Source organism: Methylobrevis pamukkalensis, assembly GCF_001720135.1.
In the GTDB taxonomy this organism is placed as follows: domain Bacteria; phylum Pseudomonadota; class Alphaproteobacteria; order Rhizobiales; family Pleomorphomonadaceae; genus Methylobrevis; species Methylobrevis pamukkalensis.
Window position 1 is genome coordinate 17,492 of the sequence record NZ_MCRJ01000050.1, and the last position, 10,991, is coordinate 28,482.

A 10,991-nucleotide genomic window follows, 5' to 3' on the forward strand; every position below is an offset into this window, starting at 1 on the left:
TCGAGCGCGCCGTGGCAGGTTCAGCGCGTTGTTGAGCAAGAGAGCGGCAGGGAGGGTGGAGAGCCGCCAGTGCGGCAGACCGTGCCGGAGGGCGCTGCCCCACGCACATCCGAGTGGATATCCGATTCGCATAAGAAACATTATGGAACTAAAATGGGCATGAGAGGCGTGGAAAATGAGCCTCCGGGTGCATCAGGAGCGCCCCATATACTCCGCGCGCTGCGTCAGCGGACGATGATTTCGAAGTCTGCCGTGGCGATGTTGCCGCCGCAGAGCACCGTGGCCACGGTCCGGCCGGCAAACCGCTCGCGGTTTTCGAGGATTGCCGCGATGCCGAGCGCGGCGGCCGGTTCGACGATCAGCCCCGAGCAACGATACAGCAGCCGCATGCCGTCGCGAATGCTGTCCTCGCTGACCAGCAACGCATCGTCGGCGACCTCGCGCAGATCGTCCAGCACCTCGGGAAGCACGTAGCGGCCGGCGACGCCGTCGGCGATGGTGCCCGGCGGTCCGACGTCGACCACATGACCGGCCCGGAACGACAGCGTCATCGCCGGTGCAGCCTCCGGCTGGACGGTCAGGACCTCGGTGGCCGGCAGGCGATGCGTCATCGCGGCGCCGATGCCCGTCGCCATCGCGCCGGCGCCGAGCGAGATCAGGACCGCATCCAGCGGCGGACCGAAGGCCGCAAGCTCAAGCCCGATGGTGCCCGCGCCCTCGCAGGTTCCGATGTTCCTGCTGTCCTCGATGAGGACGGCGCCGGTCCGCGCGGAGATGTCGGCCGCCGCCGCCAGAGCCTCCTCGATTGCGCCGTCCACGAGGACGACGGTCGCACCGAGGGCCTTCATCCGCGCGATCTTCGACGGGCTGGCTTTCGACGACGCCGTCACCGTCACGCCGAGACCGCGGCGGCGGCCGCTGTAGGCCAGCGCCTGACCGAGATTGCCGGCACTGGCGCACACCACCGCGGTCGCGTCGCCGGACGACACGATCCCGGCCAGGGCCGTTTCGATGCCGCGCCCCTTGAAGCAGCGGATCGGGTTCATTGTCTCGACCTTCAGCACGATGCGGCACCCGAGGGCGTGGCTGAGGCTCTCGCAGACATACTGCGGCGAATGCAGGAAGACGGGATCGATCATGCCGACGGCGGCTTCGATCCGCGAGATGTCCAGGCGCATGTCGATCCTTCGCACGGCTTCGAACCCCCATGATGCCGCATTGCCTCGGTGTCGTCACGGTCGGCGGGTTAAAGGCGGTGCCGTCCTGCGGGCTGCGTCACACATGCCAGGGTCATGATCATGCGAAACGTCTCATCCGTCCTTCTCGGCGCGATATCCGCCGGCGCGCTTGGCGCCGCCATCCTGTCGTCGCCGGCCCGCGCCGAGAAGCTCGCCATCTGCACGCTGGTCGCCGAGGCCGCAGCGGCGACGTGGTGATCGAGGACGGCGCCTGCGACACGCGGGCGACCCCGGCCTCGACCTTCAAGGTCGCCATCAGCCTGATGGGCTTCGATGCCGGCATCCTGCGTGATGCCCGCACCCCGCGCTGCCGTTCAAGGAAGGCTATGTGGACTGGATGGCGAACTGGCGCGCCACCACCGATCCGACCCTGTGGATGAAGAACTCGGTGGTCTGGTACTCCCAGCTGATCACGGCGGACCTCGGCAACGGTGGGTTTGATCGCTACGTGAAGGCCTTCGACTACGGCAACGAGGACACGTCCGGCGATCCGGGCAAGGACAACGGTCTGACGGAGTCCTGGCTCGGCTCGTCGCTCGAGATCTCGCCGCGCGAGCAGGTCACCTTCCTGCGTCGGCTCGTCGGCCGCGATCTGCCGGTCAAGGCGGCGGCGTTTGACATGACGGAGCAACTGATGGACATCGGCCCGCAGCCCGGCGGCTGGCATGTCTACGGCAAGACGGGTGCGGCGCCCTCCCGCCTCCCGGACGGCACCAACGCGAGGGGCCAGCCGTGGGGCTGGTTCGTGGGCTGGGCCACGAAGGGCGAACGCACCGTCGTCTTCTCACGGTTGACGAAGGACACGACCCGTCCGGAGGTCTCGCCCGGAATCGCGGCCCGCAAGGCGCTGATCGAGGAGCTGTTTTCAGCGGACGGGAAACTCTGAGCAGGGCCTGATCACCGCGGACAGGCCGTCAGCCTTCGTCATCCCCGGACGCGGCCAGCGCCCGGCGGGCGACGGCCAGCGCGAATCCCGCCCGCATCAGAGCGGCGATGTCCTTCGTGGTCGCATCCTCGACCACGCGGGTGCGGAACTGGCCGAGACGGCGGCGCTGGACGAAGCGGCAGGCTGCCGCAAACTCGGGATCTTCCCCCTCCTCCCGGCCGTCGCCCTCGCCCTCCAGCGCGGCGGCGGCCAGTTCGCGGTCGACGCCGTGGCCGGCGAGCAGGCCGGAGATCCGCCGCCGCGACCAGCCGCGCCGGCGTCCCGAGACGACCTTGAGTTCGGCATAGCGGCGGTCGTCGACGAGGCCGGAGCGCAGGCAGAGCGCCACGACGTCGTCGACCGCCTTGCGGTTCGCCTGCGCGATGGCCTCGCGCAGATCGTCGTCGTGGAGGCTGGCCGACGGCGCATGGATGACCGGACCATCCTCCCGGTCCTGCCGCTCCTCCTCGCGGGCGCGGCGGCGCAGGAACCGGTCGATCCGGCGTTCGAGCACGCGGCGGAGATCGCTCTCCGACGCCGCATAACGCTCCAGATGCCGGATTGCGGCGCGCTTGAGGCTTTCGGCCGAAAATGTCGGCCGTACAACGGGATCGGAGGACGTGGACTCGGGCTCGAACATATCAGGAACAAGGTGGGCGAGGCGGCCCGCCCTGTCAAGCTGCCGCCGCTCCCGGAGTTCGCTCAGTCCTCGACCCAGTCGCCGCATTTCGCGGCGGCCGTGTCGCCCCAGGGCATGATCGGCACGCTGGAGGTGGAGTTCTTCGGGCTGCCCTCGATCAGCTTGTCGGAATAGACGAGGTAGACCAGCACGTTGCGCTGCACGTCGCAGCCGCGGACGATCTGCATCCGCTTGAAGATCAGCGACCGGCGCTGGCTGAACATGTCCTCGCCCTGCTCGAACTTCTGCTTGAAGACGATCGGGCCGATCTGGCGGCAGGCCAGGGAGATGTCCGACACCTCCTCGGCCACGCCGAACATGCCGGAAACGCCGCCCTTCTCGGGCACCGTGTAGTGGCATGCGACGCCCTCGACGGCCGGATCGTCGATGCCGTAGACGGCCAGCTTGTGGTCCGGCGTCAGGAACTTCCAGACCGTCGACCGCTTGAAGACGAGATCCGGGCCTTCGGCGAGCGCCGGGGCCGGCAGGGCGAACAGGAGGGCGAGGACGAGAAGGATCGATCTGCGCATCGGTCGAGGATCACCTGGCGTGAGGGCATGTGACGAAAATCATCGGGCCAGCGGCCCGCGTCCACAACATAGGCATCGCGGAGCGGCAATTGCAGATGCCCGCATAAAATGACGCGCTGACGACGGCGGAGGCCGACGAAAGGACGAGATCCGAGCCCTCGTCGCAATCTGCGTCCGTCGCCGACTACAGCACGAGAAGCGGCCGTCCGGGCGTGCCCGGCATCACGGCATCCGTGCCGGCACGACGCTGCAGCGTGCCGTGGCGCGGCTTGACATGGGCAAGGCCAGGCACGATCGCCTTCACCGCCGCGATCCCGATCTCCGGGCGGGTGAGATCGTGGATGTGGACGTCAAAGCCCTCGCGGGCGAGCAGCGTCGCAACGCTTTCGCCGGCCGATACCTCTGCCGCCCGCCGGCCGCCGGTCGGCAGCAGAAACGAAAACCGCTCCGTCGTCACCTCGGCGCACCAGTCTGCGAGCCGCGAATCGCGCGGTGTCGGCGCGCGTCCCGCCGCATGGCGCGCGCCATGCCGAGCAGGGCGAGTTCGCCCTGGACGAGTTCGAGAAACGCCTTGTCGCGTGCCTCGATCTCGCTCGCCGCGCAGCCGGGGCCAACCGCGACCTCGCGCCCGTCGAGACGGGCGGACACCGCGACGACGACGGCACGGCCGAAGCTGCGCCCGAGATCGAGGAACCACGTTCGCCGGCCGGTCTCGGCCTCATGGCGTCCGAGACGGGCAACCATCGGATCCTCGTGGCCAGCGGGCAGGAGGCCGGGAACCGCCCTGCCCTCCGCCCACCAGCGGCCGACGGCATCGCGCTCGACGAGTTCGCCCAGCGCCGCCTCTGTCGCCGCAGCGTAATCCGGGCCGGCCGCGCAGCCGTTGCTGTCGCTGTCGGCCTGCGGGTCGGCGAGCATGGCGGTCCCGAAGCCGCCGAGGCAGAGATGGGCCGGGCACCAGACTGCGGCGCCGTCGCGCGGGCGCCGCAGCATGACACCGTGATCGGGACAGCGCAGCAGTTCGCCGGACGGGATGCCGTCGTGGCCGGCGTAGCGGGCATTGAGCGCGGTGCGGTCGGCAATCTGATCGTCGGAGAAGCCGAGGACCGCGCGCGCATCGAGCCGCGGTCCGCCCGCAGGCGCCGCTGACAGCTGCGGCAGATCCGTCGTCGCCTCGAATCGCCAGCTCAGATATTCCGCCGCCTCGCCGAGACAGCGCCGCAGCGCGTTTTGCGGCGAAAAGCCGAGGCCGGAGAAGGACGCACCCGCGCCATTGGCGGCAGCAAGCCAGACGCCGAACAGCGGCACCAGATCGACGGCAAGATCCTGCGCCATCACGAGGCGCAGCAGGCGGCGGGCGTCCTCGTCGACCGCCGGACCGCCACCATGCGGACCAAGGAGCGACGGGATCGACCCGTCCAGCATCCCGGCCGCATCGGCCGCCGTCAGTCGAAAGTCCGTCTCGGCCACGCGCCACTCCGTCATCTGCAGCGGCTGAAAATCATCGCCGTCAGGGCGGCTCCGCAAGCCTCCTGACGATCGGCTGACGCTTGGTCAGCCAGTCTCTCCCCAACGCAACGCCGCTGACCGTTCCGAGGGGGAGGATCAAACGATGCAGCCGAGGTTCCCGCGTCCCGTCATCGTGACCTGCTTCCCGCAGATCGCCTATCCCCGCCCCGAGATCGACGACAAGCCGCGTGCCGACGAGGCGAAGGCCCAGCGGATCGAGGCGGCGCGTCTTGCCGCCGCCCGTCCGCACCGGCCGGCCCCCTCGAACGGCGAGGAGGCGGAGTATACCGGCTTCTGGCCGTCGAGCTTCACCAAGGGCCTGCAGCATGACGATTTCGGGATCGTCGAGGAACAGGCCTATCCGGTGTTCGTCAACGCGATCAACACGGCGGCGCCCGGCGCCTTCCAGCCGAAGCCGGCGAAGGCGGAGTATGCGACGCGGATCGTGAAGAACGGTGTCGAGGAGATGCCGAAGTGGCGGGCCTGGGACAGCCCCCGCGCCGGTCATGCCTTCGACCTGGAGGGGCCGGACGCCGCCGCCGTGGCCATGCCCCCGGCCCCGCGCCTCGGTTCCGGCGAACTCACCGCAGAGATCGCCGAACTCTATGCCGCCGCACTGCTCCGCGACGTACCCTTCACGACGATCGCCGCCGGCGATGCACGGGAGGTTGCGACCGTCACCGCGGCGCTCCGCGCCCTGGCCTGGTTCGATCCGGACGGCGTGCCCGAGACATCCTTTCCGTCCGCGCCGGGATCGTCCGGCGGCCTGTGTGCCGCCGAGCGCCGCCGGCGCGACGGACGCCTGGGTGGAGCGGCCCTCACCGCCGCCGGCCTGTTCCGGGGCGCCGAGCCGAAGGCGGCCAGCGGCCCCTATGTCTCGCAGTTCCTGCTCGCCGGTACGCCGGACGTGGTGGACGGTAACGGCGCAGAAGGCGGATACGTCACCTACGGCGCCCAGCGGCTCGACCAGCGCGTCGCCGCATCGCGCCCGGCACAGACCATCTCACCGCCTGGCGCCCATGGCTCGACGTCCAGAACGGCGCGGACCTGCGCGAGGCTCCCGCGCCCGCGCCACGCGCCGCTTCATCACCACGCCGCGCGATCTCGCCGTGTTCGTCAACGACGACTTCCTCTACCAGGGCGCACTCGGCGCCTGCCTCGTGCTGCTGGCCCGCGGCGCGCCCTTCGAGGGCGGCCTGCCCTGCGGTCCGGACCATCCCTGGCGCACCAACTGCGCCACCTTCGGCGCGCCGCACGTGCTTGCGCTGCTGGCCGAAGCCTCGAGCCGGGCGCTGCGGATCTGTCGCCGCCAGAAGTTCTGCGTCCATCGCCGGGCCCGTCCCGAGGCACTCGCCGGCATGCTGACGCTGGCGGCCAGCCGGGAATCCTACCGGCTCGGCGGCGCCGAGACGCGGCTGAAGGCGATGGTCGCGGCGCTGGAAGACTGCGGTCTCGCCGATCTCGTCGAGGGGCACAACGCCGCGCAGAATGCCGCTCTCGCGGAGGGCAACAGCGGCACGGGACTGCGCCATCTGGACCTCGATCCGCCGGCCTGGATGGTCCGTAACCTGCTGCTGCCGGTCGCGTTTGCCGACGGCGCGCCGATGCATCCCGCCTACGGTTCGGCTCATGCCACCGTCGCCGGCACCAGCATCACCATCCTCAAGGCGATGTTCGAGATGTACCGGCGCGAAAGCCTGCCGCCGCACGGCACCCATCGCTGGAAGTGCGGGAACTGGCAGCCGATGACGCTTGCCGACATCGGCATGGACGAGGTCTTCGTGCCGACGCCGGACGGCAACGCCCTCGTGGGCGGCAACGGCGATCCGGCCGGCCTGACGCTCGCCGGCGAGCTCGACAAGCTCGCCTCGAACATCGGCTTCGGCTGCGTGATGGCCGGCATCAACCACGCCAGCGACGTGCACGAATCGCTCCGGCTCGGCGAACGCATCGCCGTCGGCATCCTGCAGGAGCAGATGCTGAACTACTCCGAGCCGGTGTCGATGCGATTTCCGGGCTTCGATGGCGACCGGATCGTGATTTCCACCATGGGCAGCGGCGCCGACGTCTCCGTCGAGATCCGCAGCGCCGACGACCAGCCGATCCGCTTCGAGGACTGGTGGCAGCGTCCGCTCGACTAGGCACCCGGGTCTGCGGGGGAACTTGAGGTCGATGCGTGTGTCCTTCTCCCCCGCATCACTGGGCCTCCGCACGGGGGTACGGAGCGGCCCTTTTTTCTTCTGCAAGGCGGCCGCCTTCCGTCTGGCTGCGCGCCGGTTCGGACGCGCTGACGCTCCGCTGACGGTCGGCCCGCTATGTGTCGTGTCAGGACGGGCCGATCGACACCGCCCTGCGGCGCGGTTCGACGCGGCGCCGCCTCCATCGTCCCGCGATGTTTCCTGGGGCCAGAAATTGGAAGACGAGGACCTGAGCAAGAGCCTGATGGAACTGAAAGACCTCCTTTCCGATCCCGAACTCCCGAAGTCGGCGGCGGCGCCCTTCGTGATCGCCGACGTCGTGCCCGAGCTCGGCCTCGAGCCGGTGCTGCGCGCCGATCCGCGCCGCGTGCCGGATGTCGGGAACGTGCCGGGCGTCCTCGGTTACCTCAACGACCAGGCGCGGCGTCGCAAGGCCAGCCGCTTCTGGCGACGGATCGCTGCCGGCGATACCGCGCCCGTGCTGCTGGCGCAGGGCGACGCCTGGTTCGACTATCCGCTCGGCCACGTCGATCTCGTCGACATGCTCAACCTCACCCACAACGTCCTCGTCATCGGCAGCGCCTTCGCCCTGCCGGTCGACCTTGCCGAGGAGTTCGGCGCCATCTACCGCGACCTGACCGCCCGGGGACGGCGGCCGCGCGCCTTCCTGTTTTCCGGCGGCGCCGACCTGCTGTTCGCCGACCGCTTCGCCGGCCTGTTACGCCCGTTGCCGGAGGCCCGCGCCCTCGGCGAGGTGGTGATCGATCAGGGCACGCTGCAGCTCCGGCTTTCGGCGATGCAGGCGATGGTCGAGCGGGTCGTGCGCAAGGTTCACGCGAACGTGCCGGGCCTGCCCGTGGTCGTGCACGGCTACGGCCCCTTCCCCGCGGGAGGCGGCTGGCTGGCCGCCGCCCTGACGGCGGCGGGCGCCCGGACGCCCGCGTTGCAGCGGAAGCTGATGACGACGCTGTGCGATGGCACCTACGACATGCTCGGACGGATCGGCAACGCCGCCGGCACCGGTGCTGTGCCCGGCGTCATCGTCACCGATCACCGGCCGCTCCTGACCGAACCGGCAACCTGGGCGACGGAGATTCATCCGACCGAGGCGGCGTTCGTCGCCATGGCGAAGCAACTCGGCGGGCAACTCGTCATGGCCGAACTTGCGCGGAACCGCCTCTCGTAGTTGTCTGTCGCATCTGCAGGAGACGCGGGCGCTGTCGGCGTCGCTGCGGGGGGCGGGACAACGGGAAACGGGACCACTGAACGTGTCTTGAACATCTCATTGCCGGGGGGCGACACTTGCCGAAACTGCTGAAGACGCACGACATCCCAGTCGACAACAACACGCTCGACCGGCGCACGCCGGATGTGCCGCTGCCGCACGATCCGCTGGCCACAACGAGCTTCCGCAACATGTTCGGGCCGAGCACGCCGGCCGAGCGCTATGCCGGCACCGGCGACGTTCCGGGCAGCCTCGATCTGCTGCAGGCGCTGGCCGACGCCATGGCCCGCGCGCCCGAGGCCCCCGGCTTCGCGGTGCCGGCGGGCTACACCTACCTTGCCCAGCTGCTCAGCCACGACGTGACCGACATCGAGGGCGGCGACTTTGCCCATGTGGACGACGCGGCGGTGCCCGCCGATGGCGACCAGACGCAGCTGCGCAGGGCGCCGCTGCTGCTTGAAACCATCTATGGCAAGGGGCCGGAGAACGACCGCCTCGGCCTCTACGGCGAGGGCACCGACAGTCTGGCGCGCTGGCGGCTCCGGGTCGGCCGGATCGGCCGGCGACCGGGGACGGACCTGCCGGGCGACCTGCCGCGCAGCTGCCCGATGCATGCGCCGGGCGCCATCCCGCTCTGTGCCGCCGACAGCCGCAACGACGACAATCTCGTCATCGCCCAGCTGACGGCGCTGTTCCTGCGGCTCCACAACCGCGCCTTCGATGCCCTTGCCGGCATCGACAAGCCGAAGCGCCGCTTCGAGGCCGCCCGCACGGTGACGCGCTTCGTCTACCGCACGCTCGTCGTGAAGGATCTGATGCGGCGCCTGCTGCATCCGGCAGTCTACGCCCACTACCAGGGCGGCGGCGCACTTCTGGACACCGCGCCGGAGGGCGGCGCACGGCGCTTCCCGGTCGAATTCTCCCATGCGGTCTACCGCTTCGGCCATTCGATGGTGCGCCACGACTACGTGGTCAACGACCTCATCCCGACCCAGCATGTCGGCGAGATGCTGGGCGAGACCGCCTCGCAGCGCCCTTACGAGTTTCCGCTGGACGTGCAGTGGCGGATCAACTGGCGGCACTTCTTCGGCCCGCAAGCCCAGTTCGCGCAGCCGATCACACCGAGCCTCGTCGGCACGCTGGTGGAGGACGCCGGCGTCCAGATCCCGCCGGGCTACGGCAACTGGACGTCCGACCTCGTGCTGCGTGACCTCGCCCGTGGTCTCGATATCGGCGTGCTCACCGTCGACGCACTTTCCCAGCGCATCCTGCCGCTCAAGCCCGAGGGGGCGGACGACTGGCTGGCCTTCGACGCCAAGGCGCGGCGGAAGGCGGCCGTGAACTGGCTGGACGACTTCCTTCCGAAGGCGGATGCCAAGGAGATCGGACGCAATCCGCCGCTGTATTTCTTCACGCTGCTCGAGGCAGAGGCCAAGGCGGCGGTTGGGGGCGGCGACGGGAACCGACTGGGGTTCCTCGGCTCGGTCGTGGTGGCCGAGGTGATCTTCGGTGCCTGGCGGGCAAGCGCCGCGCGGGTCGAGGACGACCCTGCGCTTTCGACATGGACCCATACCGTCTTCGGCGAGGGGGCCGTACCGGAGACGATGGATCAGCTGATCGTTTTCTGGCCTGAATTTGTAACACGTGGAGGAATTGCTCATGGCCGTTGAAATGAATGTCATCTCGCCGAAGCATGTCGGCGCCTACATCGCCAAGCTCGCCCGCATGGTGCCGGCCGACCGGCCGAAGTCCGTGAAGAAGCTGCTGGAGGAAATGGCGGCGAACATCGCCAATGCCCCCACCCCGGTCTACGAGAAGGACCGGCAGATGTGGCGCCTTGCCGGCGTGATCGAGCTCAGCGGCATCGCCAAGGACGCCGACGTCGAGTTCTTCCAGAGCAACGCCGAGGGGTTGAAGCTGCGCCTGCCCGATCCGGACCTGCTGACGCGCTCCGAGCAGGAGGTCAACGCGCTCGACCAGATCGGCGGCGGGCCGCGCTATGTGCCGCCGTTCTACGGCGACTATCTGAACAAGACGCCGCGCGCGCCGACCAACACCGAGTTCCTGTTCTCGCGCGTCGCGGACTACGTCTTCTCGTCCTGCCGCTGAGGTCGGAGCGCCGCACGGGTTGCAGCCAGGCTCTCGCCAAGGCCGACCACCCCCATCGCCTCAACACGAACGGGGCATTCCCGGCAGGGAATGCCCCGGTCAATCCAGCCGTGGACAAGATGGCGAAACCGGCGATCGGCTTCCTTCCGGCTCTTGCCGGGATCAGCGCCGCCATCGCCCGCACGGCTGACGCGACGCGCCGTCCCGTACGGACTACGCCGCAATCCTCCTGCTGACCTTGCTCATCTTGCTCACCTTGTTCAGGTTGGCGCCCTTCTTGCCGCCGCGTCCGACCACGCCGACATTCTTGTGCGGGAACGCGGGCAGAAAGTCCTTGCCGAGGAAGTTGACGAGCTCCAGCCAGCCGTCCTTCTTGGAAAGATCCATCACGAGCAGATCGTCCGGTCGACCGGCAAAATACTTCTTGACGGACTTGTTGTTTTTCTTGAACATCTTGAGATAGTGATCTTCGTTTCCAGAGAACTGTTCGACGCCATACATCCATGTGCGCAAGGCGTTGTTCTGGTCCCTGAAATATTCCTTGTAGCTTTTGAGCCAGGATGCAGGCGTGCGCTCGG

General features: G+C 69.0%; 11 protein-coding genes and 1 pseudogene. 5 read left to right on the forward strand and 7 right to left on the reverse strand.

Annotated elements, in window-relative coordinates:
- Positions 1-224 precede the first annotated feature (224 nt).
- Entirely contained in the window at positions 225-1,178 is a 954-nt protein-coding gene (locus tag A6302_RS09985; protein ID WP_069306918.1) for a threonine ammonia-lyase, read from the reverse strand.
- Positions 1,179-1,298: 120 nt separating this feature from the next.
- On the opposite strand from A6302_RS09985, the pseudogene blaOXA reads away from it, so the two are divergent.
- A pseudogene (blaOXA, locus tag A6302_RS09990) lies at positions 1,299-2,124 on the forward strand (class D beta-lactamase).
- Between the two features lie 28 nt (positions 2,125-2,152).
- Here the strand turns inward: blaOXA and A6302_RS09995 are convergent.
- The 5 genes from A6302_RS09995 to A6302_RS22130 all read right to left on the reverse strand — a co-directional run bounded on the left by A6302_RS09995 (position 2,153) and on the right by A6302_RS22130 (position 5,389).
- Positions 2,153-2,803 (reverse strand): RecX family transcriptional regulator, encoded by a 651-nt coding sequence (locus A6302_RS09995; protein WP_083255665.1) that lies wholly within the window; start codon positions 2,801-2,803, stop codon positions 2,153-2,155.
- Between the two features lie 62 nt (positions 2,804-2,865).
- Positions 2,866-3,372 carry a CreA family protein gene (locus A6302_RS10000; protein WP_069306919.1) on the reverse strand — a complete coding sequence of 169 codons (507 nt, stop codon included), beginning with the start codon at positions 3,370-3,372 and terminating at the stop codon, positions 2,866-2,868.
- A gap of 184 nt (positions 3,373-3,556) precedes the next feature.
- Positions 3,557-3,829, reverse strand: a complete 273-nt coding sequence (locus tag A6302_RS25285) for a YcaO-like family protein (protein ID WP_069306920.1) — start codon at positions 3,827-3,829, stop codon at positions 3,557-3,559.
- A complete protein-coding gene (locus A6302_RS10010) occupies positions 3,826-4,842 on the reverse strand; it encodes a YcaO-like family protein (RefSeq protein WP_169833551.1) in 1,017 nt (338 codons plus the stop codon). The genes A6302_RS25285 and A6302_RS10010 overlap by 4 nt, the downstream gene beginning before the upstream one ends.
- Positions 4,843-4,882: 40 nt before the next feature.
- Entirely contained in the window at positions 4,883-5,389 is a 507-nt protein-coding gene (locus A6302_RS22130; protein WP_141703630.1) for a hypothetical protein, read from the reverse strand.
- A gap of 511 nt (positions 5,390-5,900) precedes the next feature.
- On the opposite strand from A6302_RS22130, the gene A6302_RS10020 reads away from it, so the two are divergent.
- From A6302_RS10020 to A6302_RS10035, 4 genes are all read left to right on the forward strand, one after another.
- Entirely contained in the window at positions 5,901-7,022 is a 1,122-nt protein-coding gene (locus A6302_RS10020) for a phosphatase PAP2 family protein (protein WP_141703632.1), read from the forward strand.
- A gap of 301 nt (positions 7,023-7,323) precedes the next feature.
- A complete protein-coding gene (locus A6302_RS10025) occupies positions 7,324-8,265 on the forward strand; it encodes a hypothetical protein (protein ID WP_141703634.1) in 942 nt (313 codons plus the stop codon).
- 116 nt (positions 8,266-8,381) lie between these two features.
- Positions 8,382-9,974 (forward strand): peroxidase family protein, encoded by a 1,593-nt coding sequence (locus tag A6302_RS10030; RefSeq protein ID WP_069306925.1) that lies wholly within the window; start codon positions 8,382-8,384, stop codon positions 9,972-9,974.
- Positions 9,964-10,413 (forward strand): hypothetical protein, encoded by a 450-nt coding sequence (locus tag A6302_RS10035; RefSeq protein WP_141703636.1) that lies wholly within the window; start codon positions 9,964-9,966, stop codon positions 10,411-10,413. The genes A6302_RS10030 and A6302_RS10035 overlap by 11 nt, the downstream gene beginning before the upstream one ends.
- A gap of 213 nt (positions 10,414-10,626) precedes the next feature.
- Here the strand turns inward: A6302_RS10035 and A6302_RS22875 are convergent.
- A partial coding sequence (locus tag A6302_RS22875; RefSeq protein ID WP_210183311.1) for a sulfotransferase occupies positions 10,627-10,991 on the reverse strand: 365 nt, incomplete at its 5' end.

What these genes read in the sequence shown, in the direction of transcription:
- A6302_RS09985 (WP_069306918.1), bottom strand. Translation starts at nt 1,178, where the DNA reads ATGCGCCTGGACATCTCGCGGATCGAAGCCGCCGTCGGCATGATCGAT.
- A6302_RS09995 (WP_083255665.1), bottom strand. Translation starts at nt 2,803, where the DNA reads ATGTTCGAGCCCGAGTCCACGTCCTCCGATCCCGTTGTACGGCCGACA.
- A6302_RS10000 (WP_069306919.1), bottom strand. Translation starts at nt 3,372, where the DNA reads ATGCGCAGATCGATCCTTCTCGTCCTCGCCCTCCTGTTCGCCCTGCCG.
- A6302_RS22130 (WP_141703630.1), bottom strand. Translation starts at nt 5,389, where the DNA reads ATGACCGGCGCGGGGGCTGTCCCAGGCCCGCCACTTCGGCATCTCCTC.
- A6302_RS10020 (WP_141703632.1), top strand. Translation starts at nt 5,901, where the DNA reads ATGGCTCGACGTCCAGAACGGCGCGGACCTGCGCGAGGCTCCCGCGCC.
- A6302_RS10025 (WP_141703634.1), top strand. Translation starts at nt 7,324, where the DNA reads ATGGAACTGAAAGACCTCCTTTCCGATCCCGAACTCCCGAAGTCGGCG.
- A6302_RS10035 (WP_141703636.1), top strand. Translation starts at nt 9,964, where the DNA reads ATGGCCGTTGAAATGAATGTCATCTCGCCGAAGCATGTCGGCGCCTAC.